Here is a 19,746-nt window from a genome sequence, read left to right as displayed (position 1 = left end):
CCAAAAGCAATCAAAGAACAGAAGACCAACATGCGCACACTGATCATCGAACCGCTGAGCAAAGAAGCCTTCGCCCCTTTCGGCGATGTGATTGAAACCGAAGGCAGCGAGTACTTCATGATCAACAACGGTTCCACCCGCCGCTATCACAAGCTGGCCACGGTGGAGACCGCGCAGCCGGATGACAAGGCGATCATCAGTATTTTCAGCGCTGAAAGCCTGGAAATGCCGCTGACCATCCGCATGTTGGAGCGCCATCCGCAGGGCAGCCAGGCGTTTATACCGCTGCTCGGCAACCCTTTTCTGATCGTGGTCGCGCCCGTTGGCGATGCACCTGTATCAGGTTTGGTCCGTGCCTTTGTCAGCAATGGCAGGCAGGGAATTAATTACCATCGCGGCGTCTGGCACCACCCGGTGCTGACGATCGAAAAGCGGGATGACTTCCTGGTGGTTGATCGCAGTGGTTCAGGCAACAACTGCGATGAGCATTTTTTTACCGAGGATGAACAGGTTCTCCTCAACCCCCACCAATAAGAGAAGCTCGGCAACCGGCCAGCCGGTTGCGGGAAAGAGGTAAAGACTGTGGAAGCACATTTGATTGAATGGGCGAACCTGGCGGTGCGCTGGGTTCATATGATCGTCGGCATCGCCTGGATTGGTGCCTCGTTCTACTTCGTCTGGTTGGAAAACAACCTCAACCGGGTCAACCCCAAAGAAGGCTTGGCCGGCGACCTCTGGGCCATCCACGGTGGCGGTATCTACCACCTGGAAAAATACAAACTGGCTCCGCCAAAAATGCCGGACAACCTGCACTGGTTCAAATGGGAAGCCTATTGGACCTGGATGTCGGGCGTCACCCTGCTGCTGATCGTCTACTACCTCAACCCTTCGCTGTACCTGATCATGCCCGGCAGTGACCTGAGCCCGGCAGCGGCCATCGCCATCGGCGTCGGCTCGCTGGTCAGCGGCTGGTTTATCTACAACTTCCTCTGCGACTCGGCCCTGGGCAAACAACCGGCCCTGCTCGGTCTGGTGCTGTTCGCCTTGCTGGTTGGCGCAGCGTTCGGCCTGAGCCAGGTGTTCAGCGGGCGCGGTGCGTATATCCATGTCGGTGCCATTATCGGCACCATCATGGTTGGTAACGTGTTCAACACCATCATGCCCGCCCAGCGCGCGCTGGTGAAAGCCATCGAAGAAAACCGCACGCCAGACCCGGCCCTGCCGGCCAAAGGCCTGCTGCGTTCGCGCCACAACAACTACTTCACCTTGCCGGTGCTGTTCATCATGATCAGCAACCACTTCCCGAGCACCTACGGCAGCCACTACAACTGGCTGATCCTCTCGGGTATCGCGGTGCTGGCGGTGATCGTGCGTCACTACTTCAACACCCGCCACCACAGCAACAGCTTTACCTGGGCGCTGCCGGCTGGCGCACTGGGCATGATCTGCCTGGCGTTTGTCACTGGGCCGAGCCTGTCCACCGTTACCGGCGGCAACGACGTGCAAGCGGCGAAAACCGTTGAGTACCAGCCGCTGCCAGCCACCGCCATTGGAGGCAAGACCGCCAAGGAAGCAGCTGAAGAAGCGGCCAGGCAGCCGGCACCGGCTGAGCAGCCAGTTGCCCAGGCCACTGCGCCGGCTGCGGGTGCTCCGGGGTTCGACAAGGTGCATGAAGTGATTCAAGTGCGTTGCGCGGTGTGCCATTCGGCCAAGCCCACCAACAGCATGTTCAGCGCCGCGCCGGCCGGGGTGATGTTTGATACCCCGGCACAGATCCAGCAAATGGCCCCACGCATTCAAGCGCAGGCGGTCGCCACCCAGGCCATGCCGCTGGGTAACCTGACCCAGATGACCCCGCAGGAGCGTGAGCTGATCGGTGCCTGGATTGCCAAGGGTGCGCAGGTGAATTAAGCGAGCCCATCCGCTTCTCGTAGGAGCGGCTTCAGCCGCGATGCTCTTGAAGGTAAAACGCATCGCGGCTAAAGCTGCTCCTACGGGGGACGAGTCAGCCCAACAAAAAACCGCGCCTCGGCGCGGTTTTTTGTTGGGCTCAACCAGGCGTTAAAGCACGTTCGGTTCAATCTCCAACTCGACCCCAAACCGCGCCAACACATCCGTTTGAATCCGCTTGGCCAACGCGAGCAGTTCGCTACCCGTGGCCCCGCCGTAATTCACCAACACCAACGCCTGCAGCTTATGCACGCCGGCGTCGCCAGCGCGAAAGCCCTTCCACCCTGCCCGTTCGATCAGCCAGCCAGCGGCCAATTTCACCTGGCCATCGGCCTGGGGATAGGCAACCAGATCCCCATGGCCCGCACGTACCTGGGCGGCCAATTCGGCACTCACCAGGGGGTTCTTGAAGAAGCTGCCGGCATTACCGAGCACCGCCGGGTCGGGCAGTTTCTCGGCGCGAATCGAGCAAATGGCGCGACTGACATCGCTGGCCGTCGGTGCCTCGATGCCCTGCTCGCTAAGGCGCTGACGTACCGGGCCATATTCCAGGTGCAAGGTCTGCTGGCGGCTCAATACAAAGCGTACGCGCAGGATCAACCAACGCCCGGCCTGCTGTTTGAACAGGCTGTCGCGGTAAGCGAAGTTGCAATCGGCCAGGCTGAAGTCGCGCAGCTCGCCGCTGTGGCGGTCCAGCGCGGTCAGGCTGTGGAACACATCTTTAATCTCGACGCCATAGGCACCGATATTCTGCATTGGCGCAGCGCCCACCGTGCCAGGAATCAGGCTGAGGTTTTCCAGGCCGGTAAGCCCCTGGGCCAAGGTCCATTGCACAAAGGGATGCCAGGGTTCGCCGGCCTCCGCTTCGATCAGCACCTGCTCGCCATCTTCCACAATACGAATGCCACGACTGGCCATACGCAGCACCAGCGCCTGAACATCACCGGTGAGCAGCAGGTTGCTGCCACCACCGATCACCAACAGCGGCAGTTGCCGTTCTTCGGCCAGTTGCAGGGCGGCGCGCACGTCGGCGTCGTTGTGGGCTTCGGCAAACAGCGCCGCATTCACATCAACGCCAAAGCTGTTGAAGGGCTTGAGCGAAACCTGTTCGGTCACGTTCATAGCCGGCCTCGCACTTCGTTGAGCAACTGCGCGCCGGCGTTTTCCAAGAGGTCGAGCACATGCTCGAAACCATCGGCACCGCCGTAGTACGGGTCGGGCACTTCGTCTTCATCCAGCTGATAGCGGCGCAGGTACAGGTCCAGCTCGGCGCGGCTGTTGGCCGGCTGCGAGGCCTTGAGGTCGGCGAAGTTGCTGTGGTCCATGGCCAGGATCAGATCGAAGCGCTCGAAGTCGGCCTTGCTGACCTGACGGCCACGCAGGGCCGAGAGGTCATAACCGCGTTGCAGCGCCGCAGCGCTGGCGCGGCTGTCTGCCGGTTTGCCCACATGCCAAGGACCGGTGCCGGCGGAATCGACCTCCACCAGGCCATCCAGCCCGGCGTGCAGCAATTGCTGACGGAACACGCCCTCGGCCGAGGGCGAGCGACAGATATTGCCCAGGCACACGAACAACACGCGCATCAGGCCCCCAGCAGGCGCCGAACGCGCTCCAGGTCTTCCTGGGTATCCACACCGGCTTGCGGCGCTTCCAGGGCGTCGGCGACATGAATGCGCTCACCGTGGAACAGCGCACGCAGCTGCTCCAGGCATTCGGTGTCTTCCAGCCAGCACGGGCCCCAGCTGACGAAGTTGTGCAGGAACGCCGCGCGGTAGGCGTAGATACCGATATGCCGGCGATACGGTACGCCGGCCGGCAGTTGCTCGCGGCTGGCGGCAAAGGCGTCGCGGGCCCAGGGCAGCGGCGCACGGCTGAAGGTCAGAGCCAGGCCGTTCTGGTCGGTAACCACCTTGACCACATTGGGGTTGAACAGCGCGGCAACCTCTTCGATCGGCTCGGCCAAGGTGGACATCGCCGCCTCGGGGTGCGCAGCCAGGTTGGCGGCCACTTGATCGATAACAGCCGGCGGAATCAGCGGTTCGTCGCCCTGCACGTTCACCACGATGGCATCGCCGGCCAGGCCCAATGCGGCGGCCACTTCGGCCAGGCGGTCGGTGCCGGAGTTGTGGTCCACGCGGGTCAGTACCACCTCGGCACCAAAGCCTTTGCAGGCCTCGACGATACGGGCGTCATCGGTCGCCACCACTACGCGCTGAGCGCTGCTTTTGCAGGCTTGTTCCCAGACGTGCTGGATCATCGGCTTGCCGCAGATATCTTGCAGCGGCTTGCCCGGCAGGCGAGTAGAGGCGTAGCGGGCGGGAATTACGACGGTAAAGGCTGTGCTCATTTACTTGTCCAGACGCTCATCGACATTCAGGCTGCGGGCTTCGGTTTCCAGCATCACCGGAATCCCTTCACGCACGGGAAAGGCCAGGGCATCGGCCTTGCACACCAGCTCGGACTTGTCGTCCGCCAGCTTCAACGGGCCTTTGCACAGGGGGCAGGCGAGGATATCGAGTAGTTTCGGGTCCATTTCATGTTCCTTGGAAAACGGTTGAATGGAGAGTGGTTCAGGCGGTGGCCAACAAGGCGGCCAAACGGGCGTCGAACCAGGTAAAAAATGCCGGTGAAGGTGCGGCATCAACGGCCAGGTACCACCAATCATCGGCGGCAAAGGCGCGGCACTTCACGGCGTCCTTCTCGGTCATCACCAGCGGTAATGCGGAGCTGAAGGTCAGCTGCGCGGCATCGAACTGGGCATGGTCGGCGAAGGCATGGGGAATCGGGCGCCAGTGTAGCGCCTCGAGGGTGTTGAAGAAACGCTGCGGGTTACCGATGCCGGCGACGGCGTGCAGGGCTTGCCCTGCGGGAAAATGGTCGAGCGCGACACGTTCACCGCTGCGCAGATTGACCAACGCCGAGGGCTGCAAGGTAAAGCCGAAACCTTCCGCGCTATCGCTGGCAGCGCCATTGAGCAGCACCGCATCGACGCTTTGCAGGCGCTCCACCGGCTCACGCAACGGCCCGGCCGGCAGGCAGCGGCGATTGCCCAGGCCACGGGCAGCGTCGATCAGCAGCAGCTCAAGATCCCGCGCCAGGCGGTAATGCTGCATGCCGTCGTCACAGAGGATCAGGTCCAGCGGCTCCTGCTCCAGCAAAGTGCGGACAGCGCGGGAGCGGTCGGGGTCGATCATCAGCGGCACGCCGCTGCGCTGCACGATAAGTAGAGGCTCATCACCGGCTTCACTGGCCGACTGCTCGGGCCGCACGCGCCATGGCAGTTGCGGCGGCGTGGCGCCATAACCACGGCTGACCACCCCGACCTTCAGGCCACGAGCCTGGCAGTGGGCGATCAGGCTGAGGATTATCGGCGTTTTGCCGGTGCCACCCACGGTGATATTGCCCACCACCACGACCGGTACGGGCGCGCGGTAGATCTCGCCACGGCCGGCCAGAAAGCGCTGGCGTTTGCCTTGCACCACGGCGCGATACAGGCACTCCAGCGGCCAGAGCAGGCGCAGGGCCGGATGGCCCTGGTACCAGGCGTTAAGGAGTTTTTCCGAAGCAGCCATCAGCGGCAGGCTATCAAGGCGCCGACGGCGCCTCGATGGTGGTGATGCGCAGGTGGCTGAAACCCAGCTTGCCGGCGGCATCCATGGCGGTAACCACCGCCTGGTGGGTGGCTTTGCCATCGGCGTTGATGGTCAGCGGCAAGCTGTTATCACCCTCCGATTCACGCTGCAAGGCGGCCATCAAGGTGGCCAGATCACTCTTGGCCAACACCTGATCGTTCAGCGAGTAGGTGCCGTCAGCGGCAATCGACACTTCCATCTGCTTCAGCTGGCTGGCCTCCGGCGGCGTACCGCTGGCGGCTTCCGGCAGGTCGATTTTCAGCTGGGTCGGGCGACTGAAGGTGGTGGTGACGACAAAGAACAGCAGCAGCACGAAAATCACGTCGATCAGCGACGTCAGATTGAGGAACACCTCTTCACGGGCAACGCTGTTGGCTCTGCGGCGGAATTTCACGGCTTGCTGTCCTCGACGAAATCGACTTCGCGATCACCCTGTACCACTTCCACCAGCTTGATGGCTTCCTGCTCCATGGTGACGACGATTTCATCGACCCGGCGCAGCAGATAACGGTGGAAGAACACCGCCGGAATGGCGACGATCAGACCGGCTGCGGTGGTCACCAGCGCCTTGCCGATACCACCGGCCAACTGCCCGGCATTGGCCTGACCGTTGTCCATAAAGCCGCTGAAGATTTCGATCATGCCGAACACGGTGCCGAGCAGACCCAGCAGCGGCGCCATGGCCGCGATGGTGCCGAGGGCATTGAGGTAGCGTTCGAGTTCATGGATAACGCGGCTGGCCGACTCTTCGATGCACTCTTTCATGATCTCGCGACCATGCTTGGAGTTGGTCAGGCCGGCGGCGAGGATCTGCCCCAACGGCGAGCTGTTGCGCAGGTCCTTGAGTTTGTCCTTGTTCAGCTGTTTGTCTTTGATCATGCGCCACACCTGCCCGAGCAGATGGGGTGGTGCAACACGGGTGACCCGCAGAGTCCACAGGCGTTCGGCAACGATGGCCACGGTGGCGATGGAACAGAGGATGATCGGTAGCATCATCCAGCCACCTGCTTTGACTAGTTCCCACACAGCGTCATCTCTCCCAATTAAAGCGGCCCGGTACGGTGGCCCTGACAAAAGTGGCGCCACTCTAGCATAGGGCCGACGGTGCGCCGACCGTCGCGGTTCTCATTTTTCCCGCCAGAATCGAGGTTCTTTGCGCAGGCCATCGGCGGTTGTCCGCGCGCCCAGGCGAATCCGCACCGCGCCCTGCTCGACACTGTCGTACACCTTGAGCCCCAGCGCCCGGTAGCGGGCCATGACCTGTGGATGGGGATGGCCGAAAGCGTTGTGTGCGCCACGGGAAACCAGCACGGCCTGCGGTGCCAGCGCCTGCAGCAAGGTCATCGACGACGCGCTGCGGCTGCCATGGTGTGGTGCCTGCAACCATTCGGCCTGACGCGTCGGATTGGCTTTCACCCAGGCGGCTTCGGCGGCGGCGTCGATATCGCCGGTCAGCAGCAGGCGTTCACCGCCGGCCTCAACCCAGAGTACGCACGAGGCCTGGTTACCATCGGCGGCCTTGGCCCAGCGCCAGGTTTCGAACCGCACCCCGTCCCATTGCCACTGCGCGCCATTGCGACAAGGCTGGGCAGCCAGCGCCGCCGGCAACTCGCCCGGCTCACCGCTAAGCACCTGCGCCACTGCCAGGCCACGTTGAACCGCCAGGGCACCACCAGCATGGTCATTGTCGGCGTGGCTGATCAGCAGCAGATCCAACTGGCGCAAGCCGAGGCCGCGCAGGGACGGCACCACCACCCGCTCGCCACTATCGAAATCGGCAGAGCGCGGCCCGGTGTCGTAGAGCATGGCGTGATGCCGGGTGCGCACCAGTACGGACAGCCCCTGGCCGATATCCAGTTGCCAGACTTGCGCCTGCCCGTCAGGCACCTCGGCCAGGGGCGGAAACAACAACGGCAGCAGCATCGCCAGGCCCAGCATCCGCCCCGGCACACCCGCCGGGGCCAATAACAGAGCGGCACCCAAGGCACCCAGCAGCCAGGCCCAGACCGGTACCTGACTGGCCAGCCAGGCCGGTTGCCAGGCCGCCAGCATACTGAGCAGACGAAACAGCAGCTCCAGCGAGCCGCCGGCCAGCTGCAACAGGCCCGCCCCCAGCCAGGGAACGGCTATGGTCAGGGTTCCCAGCAAGGCCGGCGGCACCACCGCCAGACTGACCCAGGGCTCGGCCAGCAGATTGGCCAAGGGCCCGCTGAGGCTAAGGGGCAAGCCCAGGCCGAGCATCAATGGCAGCAGGCCGATGGTCATCAGCCATTGCATCCGCCCCAGGGTGTGCCACCAGGGCCAGGCACCGAGGCGGCCGGCAAAGCCCCAGATCAGCACCAGCACGGCACCAAACGACAGCCAGAAACCGGCCTGCAAACTGGCCAGCGGCTCGGCCAGCAGCACCAGATCCAGCGCTACAAGCAGCGGCAGCCACACCCCCAGGTGGCGAAAGCGCAGGCGCCAGATCAGCACCAGCGCCACCATCAGACAGGCGCGCTGCACTGGCACCTGAAAGCCCGCCAACAGGCCATAACCGAGGGCACCGACTGCCGCCAGCGCGCAGGCCGACGGCAGCCAGGGCAGGCGCTGCGGCCATAGCCCCAAGCGCGCCAGGCCGGCCACCAGGCCATAGAGCAAGCCGGCGAGCAGGCCGATATGCTGCCCGGAGATCACCATCAGGTGCACCGTGCCGGTGTCCTGCAACACGCGCCAATCGGCGCTCGACAGCCCGGAGTCATCCCCCAGCACCAAGGCCGCCAGCCCGCCCTGGCGACCGAAGGCGTCCACCGCCAGCAGACGCTGGCGCAGTTGGTCACGCCAGGCCACCAGGCCGCTGCTAGCCTGCAACCGAGTGCCCTGTTTGACCGAGCCCTGGGCGCCGATCCGTTGCGCCAGCAGCCAGGCCTCATAGTCGAAGCCCTGAGGGTTGACCAAGCCCCGCGGACGCTTCAGCTTCACTGCCAGGCGCCAGGTTTCCCCGGCCTGCAGCGCCGGCCCCTGGCGCCAGCTCAAGCGCAGCAGCGTGGGCAGTTGGCCGCGCCGGGAGGTAGCGTCCTGCAGTTGAAAGCGCACGCCTTCCCGGCCCTGGGCCGGCAAGCCGACCACCCTGCCCTGCAGCCATACGATCTGGCCATCCAGCGCAGGTGCCAGGCGATCCTCCAGAGCCGCGCCGGCCGATACGCACGCCCAGGTAAACCCGAGCAACGCTACACCCAATGCGCGCCCCGGCCTGCTATACCGATAGGGTGCTGGCCAGAACAGCAACAGCCCGCCCAGCAGCGCTATCGCCAGCAACTCTCGGCCCGCCGGCAAGGCCGGGATAAAGCGTAACGCCAACAATCCAAGGGCCAGCGCCAACATCCTTGTGCGCATTGCAGGTGCTCCTGCCGGTGCAATTCAAAGCAAACCGACCACGCTTATTTGTTGTCACAAAGTCAACGCATAACGCCCGCACAATCTGGGCATAATCCGCCGTTTTCCGCCTGCCAGAGATGCCTTATGCCGCGCCGCCTGTTCAAGCGCTACATGCCCAATCCCGACCTGATCCGGGAGCACAAGTCGCTGCGCTTTTTCGGCACGCTGATGCATGACCCCAACCTCTGGCACCTCAATCGTCACTCAGTTGCGCGCGCCATGGCCGTCGGCTTGTTCGCTGCCTTTATCCCCCTGCCTCTGCAAATGCTGATCGCCGCTTCCCTGGCCATTCCCCTGCGCGGCAACCTGCCGATCTCGGTGGGCCTGGTCTGGCTGACCAATCCCATCACCATGCCGCCGGTGTTTTATTGCACTTACCAGCTCGGTTCCTGGGTCATGCAGATTCCGCCCGGGGAGATCACCACGGTGGTGTGGCCACGCATCAGCCACTTCTTCGAAGAGCCGTCGTGGGAGCTGATTCAGCTGCTATGGAAACCGATCCTCGCCCCGTTCCTGCTCGGCTCGCTACTGGCCGGGCTGATTGCCGGCGTGCTCGGCTATGGACTGACCATGCTGTATTGGCGCTGGTGGGTGCGCAGCAGTTGGCGCAAACGCCAGGCGAAGAGACGGGAAAAGCTCGCGGGTTAAAGCGCGCCTTGCGGGGCCACCCAAGTCCCGTAGGAGCGGCTTCGGCCGCGATGCTTTTAAGGTCGAGCATCGCGGCTGAAGCCACTCCTACGAATGGTGTGACAGCGCATAAAAAACGCCGCATTTAGCGGCGTTTTTTATTACTCGTAGCGCAGCGCTTCGGCTGGCTGTATCTGCGCCGCTCGCCAGGAGGGATAGAGCGTGGCCAGGAAGCTGAGGATAAACGCCGCGCTGCAGATCAGCACCACGTCGAACGCCTGCAGTTCAGAGGGCAGATTGCTGACGAAGTAAACGTCGGAACTGAAGATCTGCTGGCCACTGATGCGCTCGAGCCAGCCCACCAACGCGCTGACGTTCAACGCCGCCAACACCCCGAGCACGCCGCCAACCACGGTACCGATCAGGCCGATCACGGTGCCCTGCACCATAAACACCGCCATGATCTGCCCGGGCGTGGCACCCAGGGTACGCAGAATAGCGATGTCGCCGCCCTTGTCGGCGACCACCATGATCAGCGTGGCGATGATATTGAACGCGGCCACGGCGACGATCAGTAACAGCAGCAGACCGATCATGGTCTTTTCCATTTTCATCGCACTGAACAGGCTGCCCTGGGTGAGGGTCCAGTCGCTGGGGCGATAGCCGTCACCCAGTTGCTTGGCCACAGCCGCCGACACTTGCGGTGCCTGGTACAGGTCCTTCAGCGCCAGGCGCACGCTTTGCACCTGGCCGGGTTGCAGGCGTTGCAACTGGCCGGCGTCGGCAATGCTGATCAGGGCCAGGGAGCCATCCAGCTCGGCACCCACCTTGAACACGCCGACCACATTCAGGCGCTGCATCCGCGGGGTGATGCCGCCGGGGGCATTGCTCAGTTCGGGAATGATCAGGGTCAGCTTGTCACCGACATTCAGACGGAAACGGCGCGCAGTGATTTCGCCGATGACCACGCCGAACTCGCCAGGCTGCAAGGCATCCAGGCTGCCCTGGACAATATGCTGGCCAATGATCGAGACCTTGGTTTCTTCCTTGGGATCGACACCGTTGATCTGTACCGGCTGCATCAGGCCCTTGTAGGAGAGCATGCCCTCCAGCTCGGCAAACGGCACCGCAGCGGTCACCTCAGGGTTTTTCCGCGCTGCGCTGGCGACTTCCTGCCAGTTGTCGATCGGTTGCACCCCGGCAATGGTGGCGTGGGGCACCATCCCGAGAATCCGTGAGCTCATTTCCCGCTGGAAACCGTTCATCACCGACAGCACCACGATCATGGCCAGCACACCCAGGGCCAGGCCGATCATGGAGGTCAGGGAAATAAACGAGATGAACTGGTTACGGCGCTTGGCACCGGTGTAACGCAAGCCGATAAAGACGCTGAGCGGGCGGAACATCAGGCAGCCACCAGCTTGCCGTCTTCCAGACGCCAGATCCGATCCATTTGTTGGGCCAGCTCCTGGGAGTGGGTCACCACCAGAAAGGCGGTTTTCGAGTCGCGGCTCAGCTCCAGCATCAGGTCTTGAATGCCCTGGGCGGTGTGGTGATCGAGGTTGCCGGTGGGCTCATCGAGCAGTACCAGGCCTGGGTTGTTGATCAGCGCCCGGGCAATCGCCACACGCTGGCGCTCGCCGCCGGACAGCTCGGCCGGCTTGTGCGTCAGGCGATGGCCAAGACCGACGCGCTCCAGCAGCTTGGTGGCGCGCTGACGCGCTTCGGGAATCGCCACCTTGCCGATCAACAGCGGCATGCAGACGTTTTCCAGGGCGGTGAATTCCGGCAACAGATGGTGGAACTGGTAGACGAAGCCCAGGGCGCGGTTACGCAGCAGGCCGCGTTTCTTTTCGCTCAAGGCCGACAGCTCCTCGCCGGCCAGCCAGACACTGCCGGTGCTCGGCGTATCCAGGCCGCCGAGCATATTGAGCAAGGTGCTCTTGCCCGAACCGGAGCTGCCGACAATGGCTACACGCTCACCGGGGTGCAGTTCCAACTCCAGGCCGGACAGTACCACCACCGATTGCGGGCCCTCGTCGTAGCTTTTGCCGAGGTTGCGGCAGCTCAGAACGGCTTTGTCTTGATTAGCTTGCATAGCGACATTACTCATAACGAAGCGCCTCCGCGGGCTGGGTGCGCGCCGCGCGCCAGGCTGGGTAAAGAGTGGCGAGGAAACTCAACAGCAGCGCCGCGCCGCATACCTGCAGCACGTCCTGGGTCATCAATTGCGACGGCAGGTAGTCGATGAAGTACACATCGGCATTGAGGAACTTGATCCCCAGCAGCGACTCGAGGCTGGCAATCCAGCTACTGACGTTGAGCGCGGCAATGATGCCCAGCACCGCGCCGATCAAGGTACCGAACACGCCGATCACGGTGCCCTGCACCATAAATATGCGCATGACCTGCCCGGGCGTGGCCCCGAGAGTGCGCAGAATGGCGATATCGCCCTTCTTGTCGTTCACCACCATTACCAGGGTGGAAATGATGTTGAACGCCGCCACGGCCACAATCAGCAGCAGCAACAGACCGATCATGGCTTTTTCCATGCGGATGGCCTGGTACAGGTTGCCGTGGGTGCGGGTCCAGTCGCGGGCGTAGTAATCGCGGTCACCCAACTGCCCGGCAATTTCCCAGGAGATGCGTGGGGCCTGGAACAGGTCGGCAAACTTAAGGCGCAGGCCTTGCACCTGGTCGGGCTTCCAGCGGTGCAGACGGGCGATATCGTGGATATTGGCCAGGGCCAGAAAGCCGTCGATTTCGCCGGCGCCGACATGGAAGATGCCGGCTACGGTGAAGCGCTTCAGGCGCGGGAACATCCCGGCTGGGGTCACCGTTACTTCCGGGGCGACGAAGGTCAGTTTGTCGCCGATCTTTACGCCCAGCTTGGCGGCCGCCTTGTCGCCGATGATCAGGGCAAACTCGCCGGTCTTCAGCGCGTCGAGACTGCCTTCTTTGAAGAATTTGTTGATGATCGAGACTTTCGCTTCTTCAGCCGGGTCGATGGCATTGATCAACACCTTCTGCGATTTGCCGTTATGGGTCAGCAGGCCCTGCATCTGGGTGAAGGGTGCCACGGCCACCACCTGGCGATGCTGCAGCACCTTGTCGGCCATGGCGTGCCAGTCGCTGATCGGCTCGGCCGACTCCACCGTGGCGTGGGGCACCATACCCAGCACCCGGGTGCGCATTTCATAATCGAAGCCATTCATCACCGAGAGCACTACGATCATTACCACCACGCCCAGGGCGAGGCCGATCATCGAGGTCAGCGAGATGAACGAAACAAAATGATTTCGGCGTTTGGCACGGGTGTAGCGTGCGCCGATAAAAATGGACAGCGGTCTGAACATAGAAGGAGAGTATTCGCTGCGAAGGAAGGGGCATCCTGCTGTACAAAATCCAACAGTGGCGAGGCTCGGCCTGCGGCCTTACACTTTGGGCACACTGCTTAGAGCTAAGGCTCTGACCACCACCGCTGCCATGGGTTCGCCATGACGTCAAACGATGCAAGTGATCGCCGCGAATACTATCGCATCAACGATACGATCGCACTGGAATTCAGCCTGCTGTCCGGCGCCGAAGCGGTGGCCAGCGAAGCCCTGCATGACCATTCGCCACTGTTCAATCTGCTCAGCGACCTGCACCTCTCCGACTTCGAATCACAACACCTGTTGCGCCATATCGGCGAACGCGACCGCACCCTGGCCAGCTACCTGAAGGTGGTCAACAAACGCATCGACCTGCTCGGCCAGGTCCTGGCGCAGAACCTGGTGCGCGAAATCGGCGCGCCAAAACGGGTAAGCCTGTCCGAGGGCGGCGTGAGCTTTGAGCACCCGCAACCCGTGCCCACCGGCAGCCACCTGGCGGTGAAAATGGTGCTGATGCCTCAGGCCCTGGGCCTGTTATTGCGCGCCGAGGTGATCCACTGTCGCCAGCAGCAAAATGGCCAATACGAGATCGGCACCGAGTTCGAAGCGTTGACCGACGCACAGCGGCAATTGCTCGCTCGGCATATTCTGCAAAAGCAGGCGATGGAACGTCGCCAGGCCCGCGAAACGCCCAGCGACTAATCTAGTGAAACGGTTGCTGCTGACAGACTTGCAGAAAGAGAAACCCATGTCCCGCCCGACTTTGCTTTTGAGCCTGCTCCTCAGCCTGCTGCCCTTGGCGGCACAAGCCGACACCCTGGAAATACCCCTCGGTGAGCAAGGTGCCAGTGCCATTCCCCTGCCCGTGCGCGGCCAGTTACAGCGCAGCGTGCTCGACCAGTTCGGCCTGCCGGACGAAGAACACAAGCCGGTCGGCAACCCACCGATCACGCGCTGGGACTACCGCGATTTCAGCGTGTACTTCGAAAATACCCATGTGGTCGACGCCGTTCGCCACTTCCAGCCGCGTGCCGCTCAGCCGGCTGCGCCCGCCCCGTCCAACTGATTACCACCCCAGCAAGGAGCAACCGTGACCCTGATCTACGGCCACCGCGGCGCCAAGGGCGAAGCACCGGAAAACACCCTGGCCAGCTTCCAGCAATGCCTCAAGCATGGCGTGCGGCGCTGCGAGCTGGATCTGCATCTGTCTCGCGATGGCGAGCTGATGGTGATCCACGACCCAACCCTGAAACGCACCACCGGCCATCGCGGCAAAGTAGTCGAACACGATGCCGCCGAGTTGGTGACCTACGACGCCCGCAAAGGTGGACCCGGTGCCGTGCAGCCGACGCCGATTCCGCGCTTGGCGGAGCTGTTCGAGAAATGCGATTTCGAGCACTGGCAGCTTGAAGTGAAAAGCGCCTCACGGGTGCGTGCGGCGAGCACGGTGCTGGCCATTCGTGAACTGGCGCAGGAATTCAACCTGCTGGACAAGGTGACGATCACCTCAAGTTCGCGGGAAGTGTTGCGCGCAGCGGCCAACCTGACCCCGGACCTGGCCCGCGGCCTGGTGGCCGAATACGCCTGGCTCGACCCATTGAAGGTGGCGCAGAACTACGGCTGTACGCTGTTGGCGCTGAACTGGACGCTGTGCACCCCCGAGCGGCTGCTGAAAGCGCAGAAACAGGGGCTGCATGTGTCGGTATGGACGGTCAACGAGCCGGCACTGATGCGCCGACTCGCTGACTTCGGTGTGGACAGCCTGATTACAGACTTTCCCGGTTTGGCCAGCGCCACTCTCGCGAATCGCTGAACCCGAAACAGTCCGCCTCCCCGACCGGCTCAGGCAGCCGGTCGGTGCCGCTCAAAAAAGCCGGTTGAGACCGTCGAACGCCGCCACCCGATAGGCCTCGGCCATGGTTGGGTAGTTGAAGGTGGTATTGACGAAATACTTGATGGTATTGGCTTCACCCGGCTGGTTCATGATCGCCTGGCCGATATGGACGATCTCCGAGGCCTGATAGCCGAAGCAGTGCACGCCGAGAATCTCCAGGGTTTCGCGGTGGAACAAGAGCTTGAGCATGCCCACCGGTTCGATGGCGATCTGCGCCCGCGCCATGCCCTTGAAGAAGGCCTTGCCCACTTCGTAAGGGATTTTCGCCGCGGTCAGCTCCTGCTCGGTTTTACCGATGGAGCTGATTTCCGGAATCGTATAAATGCCGGTCGGCACATCGTTTACAAAACGCCAGCTACCGTTCTCGATAATGCTGCCAGCGGCCGAACGACCCTGGTCGAATGCCGCGCTGGCCAGGCTTGGCCAGCCGATCACATCGCCGGCGGCGAAGATATTCGACACGCTGGTGCGGTAATGCTCATTGACCTCGACCTGGCCACGGCTGTTGACCTTGATGCCGATGTTTTCCAGGCCCAGCTTGTCGGTGTTGCCGGTGCGGCCGTTACACCAGAGCAAGGCGTCGGCCTTGATCTTCTTGCCGGACTTGAGGTGCAGCACCACGCCGTTGTCCATGCCTTCGATGCGCTCGTATTCCTCGTTGTGACGCACCAGCACATTGTTATTGCGCAGGTGATAGCTCAAGGCATCGGAGATTTCGCCGTCGAGGAAACTCAGCAGTTGGTCGCGGTTGTCGATCAGATCGACCAGCACACCCAGGCCGCTGAAGATCGAGGCGTACTCGCAACCGATCACGCCGGCACCGTAGATGATCAGGCGACGCGGGGTGTGGCTGAGGGTAAGGATAGTGTCGCTGTCGTAGACGCGCTCGTGGTGGAAGTCGATATCCGCCGGACGATAGGGGCGCGAGCCGGTGGCGATGATGATCTGCGCAGCCACCAGCTTTTCCACCACACCATTGGGGCAGACCACTTCGATGGTTTGCTCATCGGCGAAACTGCCGGTGCCGTAGAACAGGTCGACACGGTTGCGGGCGTAATAGCTGGTGCGCGAGGTGACTTGCTTGGAGATCACCCGCTCGGCGCTTTTCAGCACATCGGGGAAAGAGAACCAACGCGGCTCGCCAATCTGGCGAAACATCGGGTTGGTGTTGAATTGCATGATCTGCCGAACCGAGTGACGCAGGGCCTTGGACGGGATGGTACCCAGGTGCAGGCAGTTGCCGCCTACCTCGCGACGGTTGTCGACCACCGCCACTTTCTTCCCGGCCTTGGCAGCGTTCATTGCCGCCCCCTCGCCCGCCGGACCCGAACCCAATACCACCACGTCGTAGTTGTAGACCGCCATGTTCACTCCTCTGAAACAGCTCAAAACTGCTGCGCAGCTTAGCTGCGGCTTTGTGTTGCGCACATTAGCGATTGGTAGCCAGGTAGGCGAGTGTTGTCTGCACTACATCGCGAGTTCCTGCTAACGGCGTGTGCGTCTTGGCAACCTGCCGGGTAAAGGCGGCGGTGGCCTGACTGCTGAAGCCGGTTGCCGTGCGACTGACAAACAGCGCGGCAATGCCCTGCTGCTCGGCAAAGGCAAAACCGCGCTGCGGGCCCAGCACCATCAGTAAAGTCGATAGTCCGTCGGCGCGCAGGGTCGAGGGATCGAGCACCGTCACTTGCGCCAGGCTGTGGGTGATGGGCGCGCCGCTGCGCGGGTCCAGGGTGTGGGAATATCGCTGGCCGTTGCGCTCGAAATAGTTGTGGTAATCGCCGGAGGTCGACACGCCCCAGCCATCCAGCGTCAGCACCTGCTGCGCCATTTGCACATCCTCGCGCGGTGCCTCGATGGCGACTTTCCACGGCCTACCATCGGGCTTGAGACCCGCGGCCTTGAGCTCGCCGGTCACATTCAGCAGATAGCTATCGATGCCCAGGGTGCCGAGCAGCCTGGCAATACGGTCGACGGTATAGCCGGCGGCGATGCTGTTAAGGTCCAGCTGCAGGGCGATGTCCTTGCACAGCTGCTGGCCGTCGATGCGCAGATGGGCCTGGCCGACCAATGCCTTGGCAGCGGCAATCTGCTCGGCCGTGGGCACCTGTTGGCCACGGGATTGCGGGCCGAAGCCCCAGAGGTTCATCAACGGTTCGACGGTGATATCGAAGGCACCCTCGCTGTCCCGCCACAGGCTGTTGGCGAACACCACCAGCTCGCGCAGTGGTTCGGGGACCTGGGCGCAACTGCTGGCAGGCAAGGCATTGAAGCGGGAAATATCAGAATCGGCACGCCAGGTGGACAGCTGTTTATCCACCTCGCCCAGCAGGCTTTCAACCTCGGCTTGCACCTTGTCTGGAGCGGGGGTGTGGTTGCCGGCCACATACTTGAGCGAGTAATGGCTACCCATGGTCGGGCCGCCGAATTCCTCGACCTGCGGGCCGCAACCGACCAGTAACAGACAAACAAGCAAGCAAAGATAACGGCGAGGCAAGGCAGCGCTCTCAGGGGGAAAGCCGGGGAGCGCAAGGATAGCGCCCCAGCGCAGCGCCCGACAGCCGCGAATGCGACCAACACTAGGTCGCACCTGGCAACAGTCGCTAGTAAACAACTGTCATCAGCAAAGCCGTATGCTGGCAATGCCCTCGTCGCCAAGAGCACCGCCATGCGTCTGACCTTTACCCTGCTGTTACTGCTATTTAGCAATGCCCTGTGGGCCAGCGACCCGTTGCAACAAGCGGCCTTCCCCGCCGAGCGCGACCAATTGCAACGCAAAACCCAGACAGTGCTCACCTACCTGTGGGTGGACCTGTATGCCGTGGCGTTCTACAGCGATGCCGGCGTCAGCCCGCGCGATGCCGTGAGCCAGATGCGCGACCAACGCCTGGAGCTCTACTACCTGCGCGCCATCGACCGCAATGACGTGATCAAGGCCGCCTGGACCACCCTCGAACGGCAACAACCGGCGGAAAAGCTGCAAGCGTTGCGCGCCGAGATCGAACCGATGCAAGCCAACTTCAAGGATATCCAGCCGGGCGACCGCTATGCCCTCACCTACAGTGCCGCGGGCGGCCTGGTACTGGAGCTCAACGGCAAGCAGGTGTACCGCAACCACAATGCCGAGTTTGCCCGGGCGTATCTGGGGCTGTGGTTGGCGCACGATGGTCTCTCAGAAGAACTGCGCGAGCGCTTGCTCACCACCCCGTAGGAGCGGCTTTAGCCGCGATGAACCGGACCTGCAAAGCGTAATCCCAGATCAAACGCATCGCGGCTGAAGCCGCTCCCGCAGGGTTGGCGACTCACCCAGAAAATCGAGATAAAAAAACGGGAGCCGAAGCTCCCGTTTTTTATGCCTGAACCGCGGTTACTGAGGGAAAGCCGGTGGATTCACATCCGCCATATCTTCCATCACACGCACTACCTGGCAGCTGTAACCGAATTCGTTGTCGTACCAAACGTACAGCACAACGCGGTTGTCGTTGCAGATGGTGGCTTCAGCGTCAACCACACCGGCAAAACGCGAACCGACGAAGTCGGTGGAAACCACTTCCAGCGAGTTGACGAAGTCGATCTGGCGATGCAGATCCGAGTGCAGCGCGACGTAGCGCAGGTACTCGTTCATTTCTTCGCGGGTGGAAGCTTTTTCCAGGTTCAGGTTGAGGATGGCCATCGACACGTTTGGTGTCGGTACGCGAATGGCGTTGCCAGTCAACTTGCCAGCCAGTTCCGGCAGGGCTTTGGCCGCGGCAGTGGCAGCACCGGTTTCGGTGATTACCATGTTCAGCGGCGCGCTGCGACCACGACGGTCGCCCTTGTGGAAGTTGTCGATCAGGTTCTGGTCGTTGGTGTACGAGTGAACGGTTTCGACGTGGCCGTTAACGATGCCGAACTTGTCATTCACAGCCTTGAGCACCGGCACGATGGCGTTGGTGGTGCAGGAAGCGGCGGAGATGATCTTGTCGTCCGGGGTGATTTCACCGTGGTTGATGCCGTGCACGATGTTCTTCAGCTTGCCTTTGCCCGGTGCGGTCAGCACCACGCGGTCAACGCCTGGGCAGGCCAGGTGCTGGCCGAGGCCCTCGGCGTCACGCCATACACCAGTGTTGTCGACCAGCAGCGCGTTGCTGATGCCGTACTGGGTGTAATCGACTTCTTTCGGGTCTTTGGCGTAGATGATCTGGATCAGGTTGCCGTTGGCGGTGAGGGTGTTGTTCTCTTCGTCAACGGTGATGGTGCCGTTGAACGGACCGTGGACCGAGTCGCGACGCAGCAGGCTGGCGCGTTTCACCAGGTCGTTGCTGGCACCTTTACGGACCACGATAGCGCGCAGACGCAGGCCGTCGCCGCCACCGGTTTTTTCGATCAGGATGCGCGCCAGCAGACGGCCGATACGACCGAAGCCGTACAGCACAACATCGGTGCCTTTACGCGGAGTGCCGTTCTGCTTGCCAACGACGGCAGCCAGTTCGTCACGCACGAACTGCTCAATGGCGCGGCCATTGCCTTCGGCTTTGAATTTGACTACGAGCTTGCCCAGGTCGACCGAGGCGGCGCCCAGTTTCAGGCCGCTCATTTCTTTCAGAACGGCGAAGGTCTCGTGAACCGAGAGTTCGCTTTCGTCGGACTGGCGGTGACGGGCAAAACGGTGGGCTTTGAGAATCTGGATAACCGAGCGATTGATCATGCTGCGGCCGTAAATCGAGGTCACCACGTTGTTATTGCGGTAGAGCTGACCAATCAGCGGAATCATCGCCTCCGCGAGTGCTTCACGATCAATCCATTCACCAAGACACTGATCAGGCTTCTGAGTCACGGGCAATACCTTCAACAATATGTAGGGGCTGAAAAAACG

21 protein-coding genes are annotated in these 19,746 nt (G+C 62.2%); 7 read left to right on the top strand and 14 right to left on the bottom strand.

The window, feature by feature from the left end:
* Window positions 1-30 precede the first annotated feature (30 nt).
* Window positions 31-534 (top strand): ureidoglycolate lyase, encoded by a 504-nt coding sequence (locus tag ACVW0Y_RS07910; protein ID WP_457437342.1) that lies wholly within the window; start codon window positions 31-33, stop codon window positions 532-534.
* Window positions 535-582: 48 nt separating this feature from the next.
* Window positions 583-1,911 carry a urate hydroxylase PuuD gene (locus ACVW0Y_RS07905; protein WP_457437340.1) on the top strand — a complete coding sequence of 443 codons (1,329 nt, stop codon included), beginning with the start codon at window positions 583-585 and terminating at the stop codon, window positions 1,909-1,911.
* A 150-nt stretch (window positions 1,912-2,061) separates the two neighbouring features.
* On the opposite strand, the gene murB is transcribed toward ACVW0Y_RS07905, so the two are convergent.
* From murB to ACVW0Y_RS07865, 8 genes are all read right to left on the bottom strand, one after another.
* On the bottom strand, window positions 2,062-3,072 hold the full coding sequence (gene murB / locus ACVW0Y_RS07900; protein WP_457437338.1) for a UDP-N-acetylmuramate dehydrogenase: 1,011 nt from the start codon (window positions 3,070-3,072) through the stop codon (window positions 2,062-2,064).
* Window positions 3,069-3,533 (bottom strand): low molecular weight protein-tyrosine-phosphatase, encoded by a 465-nt coding sequence (locus tag ACVW0Y_RS07895; protein WP_457437336.1) that lies wholly within the window; start codon window positions 3,531-3,533, stop codon window positions 3,069-3,071. The genes murB and ACVW0Y_RS07895 overlap by 4 nt, the downstream gene beginning before the upstream one ends.
* Window positions 3,533-4,297 carry a 3-deoxy-manno-octulosonate cytidylyltransferase gene (gene kdsB, locus ACVW0Y_RS07890; protein ID WP_457437334.1) on the bottom strand — a complete coding sequence of 255 codons (765 nt, stop codon included), beginning with the start codon at window positions 4,295-4,297 and terminating at the stop codon, window positions 3,533-3,535. Before kdsB ends, ACVW0Y_RS07895 begins: the two co-directional genes overlap by 1 nt.
* Entirely contained in the window at window positions 4,298-4,483 is a 186-nt protein-coding gene (locus ACVW0Y_RS07885) for a Trm112 family protein (RefSeq protein WP_108097092.1), read from the bottom strand.
* Window positions 4,484-4,520: 37 nt separating this feature from the next.
* Window positions 4,521-5,522, bottom strand: coding sequence for a tetraacyldisaccharide 4'-kinase (gene lpxK, locus ACVW0Y_RS07880; RefSeq protein WP_457437332.1), 1,002 nt, complete (start codon window positions 5,520-5,522; stop codon window positions 4,521-4,523).
* Window positions 5,523-5,535: 13 nt separating this feature from the next.
* A complete protein-coding gene (locus ACVW0Y_RS07875; RefSeq protein ID WP_457437330.1) occupies window positions 5,536-5,976 on the bottom strand; it encodes an ExbD/TolR family protein in 441 nt (146 codons plus the stop codon).
* Complete coding sequence (locus ACVW0Y_RS07870) at window positions 5,973-6,608, bottom strand: MotA/TolQ/ExbB proton channel family protein (protein ID WP_457437328.1); 636 nt, start codon at window positions 6,606-6,608, stop codon at window positions 5,973-5,975. Before ACVW0Y_RS07870 ends, ACVW0Y_RS07875 begins: the two co-directional genes overlap by 4 nt.
* 99 nt (window positions 6,609-6,707) lie before the next feature.
* Window positions 6,708-8,957, bottom strand: a complete 2,250-nt coding sequence (locus ACVW0Y_RS07865; RefSeq protein ID WP_457437326.1) for a DNA internalization-related competence protein ComEC/Rec2 — start codon at window positions 8,955-8,957, stop codon at window positions 6,708-6,710.
* A gap of 126 nt (window positions 8,958-9,083) precedes the next feature.
* On the opposite strand from ACVW0Y_RS07865, the gene ACVW0Y_RS07860 reads away from it, so the two are divergent.
* Window positions 9,084-9,647: a DUF2062 domain-containing protein gene (locus tag ACVW0Y_RS07860; protein ID WP_457437324.1), complete on the top strand. Its 564-nt coding sequence runs from the start codon at window positions 9,084-9,086 to the stop codon at window positions 9,645-9,647.
* 140 nt (window positions 9,648-9,787) lie between these two features.
* Here ACVW0Y_RS07860 and ACVW0Y_RS07855 read toward each other — a convergent pair whose 3' ends face one another.
* From ACVW0Y_RS07855 to ACVW0Y_RS07845, 3 genes are read right to left on the bottom strand one after another with little or no spacing between them, the layout of a single operon-like run.
* Window positions 9,788-11,032: a lipoprotein-releasing ABC transporter permease subunit gene (locus ACVW0Y_RS07855; RefSeq protein ID WP_457437322.1), complete on the bottom strand. Its 1,245-nt coding sequence runs from the start codon at window positions 11,030-11,032 to the stop codon at window positions 9,788-9,790.
* The gene (gene lolD, locus ACVW0Y_RS07850) at window positions 11,032-11,724 is read right to left on the bottom strand and encodes a lipoprotein-releasing ABC transporter ATP-binding protein LolD (protein WP_457437320.1); all 693 of its coding nucleotides are present in this window, start codon (window positions 11,722-11,724) and stop codon (window positions 11,032-11,034) included. The genes ACVW0Y_RS07855 and lolD overlap by 1 nt, the downstream gene beginning before the upstream one ends.
* 7 nt (window positions 11,725-11,731) lie before the next feature.
* Window positions 11,732-12,982, bottom strand: coding sequence for a lipoprotein-releasing ABC transporter permease subunit (locus tag ACVW0Y_RS07845; RefSeq protein WP_457437318.1), 1,251 nt, complete (start codon window positions 12,980-12,982; stop codon window positions 11,732-11,734).
* A gap of 141 nt (window positions 12,983-13,123) precedes the next feature.
* On the opposite strand from ACVW0Y_RS07845, the gene ACVW0Y_RS07840 reads away from it, so the two are divergent.
* Genes ACVW0Y_RS07840 through ACVW0Y_RS07830 form a run of 3 tightly spaced genes read left to right on the top strand, consistent with a single transcriptional unit; the run spans window position 13,124 to window position 14,813 of the window.
* Entirely contained in the window at window positions 13,124-13,702 is a 579-nt protein-coding gene (locus ACVW0Y_RS07840; RefSeq protein WP_457437316.1) for a PilZ domain-containing protein, read from the top strand.
* A 46-nt stretch (window positions 13,703-13,748) separates the two neighbouring features.
* Window positions 13,749-14,066, top strand: a complete 318-nt coding sequence (locus tag ACVW0Y_RS07835) for a phosphodiesterase (RefSeq protein WP_457437314.1) — start codon at window positions 13,749-13,751, stop codon at window positions 14,064-14,066.
* 24 nt (window positions 14,067-14,090) lie between these two features.
* The gene (locus ACVW0Y_RS07830) at window positions 14,091-14,813 is read left to right on the top strand and encodes a glycerophosphodiester phosphodiesterase (RefSeq protein WP_457437312.1); all 723 of its coding nucleotides are present in this window, start codon (window positions 14,091-14,093) and stop codon (window positions 14,811-14,813) included.
* A gap of 51 nt (window positions 14,814-14,864) precedes the next feature.
* Here the strand turns inward: ACVW0Y_RS07830 and sthA are convergent, their stop codons facing one another.
* Both sthA and ACVW0Y_RS07820 read right to left on the bottom strand, forming a co-directional pair.
* On the bottom strand, window positions 14,865-16,259 hold the full coding sequence (sthA, locus tag ACVW0Y_RS07825; RefSeq protein WP_457437310.1) for a Si-specific NAD(P)(+) transhydrogenase: 1,395 nt from the start codon (window positions 16,257-16,259) through the stop codon (window positions 14,865-14,867).
* A gap of 64 nt (window positions 16,260-16,323) precedes the next feature.
* The gene (locus ACVW0Y_RS07820) at window positions 16,324-17,304 is read right to left on the bottom strand and encodes an FAD:protein FMN transferase (RefSeq protein WP_457437583.1); all 981 of its coding nucleotides are present in this window, start codon (window positions 17,302-17,304) and stop codon (window positions 16,324-16,326) included.
* A 255-nt stretch (window positions 17,305-17,559) separates the two neighbouring features.
* Between ACVW0Y_RS07820 and ACVW0Y_RS07815 the strand changes: the two genes are divergently transcribed.
* Window positions 17,560-18,102, top strand: coding sequence for a chalcone isomerase family protein (locus ACVW0Y_RS07815; RefSeq protein ID WP_457437308.1), 543 nt, complete (start codon window positions 17,560-17,562; stop codon window positions 18,100-18,102).
* A 156-nt stretch (window positions 18,103-18,258) separates the two neighbouring features.
* Here ACVW0Y_RS07815 and ACVW0Y_RS07810 read toward each other — a convergent pair whose 3' ends face one another.
* Entirely contained in the window at window positions 18,259-19,707 is a 1,449-nt protein-coding gene (locus ACVW0Y_RS07810) for a glyceraldehyde-3-phosphate dehydrogenase (protein ID WP_457437306.1), read from the bottom strand.
* Window positions 19,708-19,746 lie beyond the last annotated feature (39 nt).

The organism is Pseudomonas sp. TE3786 (genome assembly GCF_054057335.1).
This window is presented reverse-complemented; position numbering and strand designations above follow the sequence as displayed.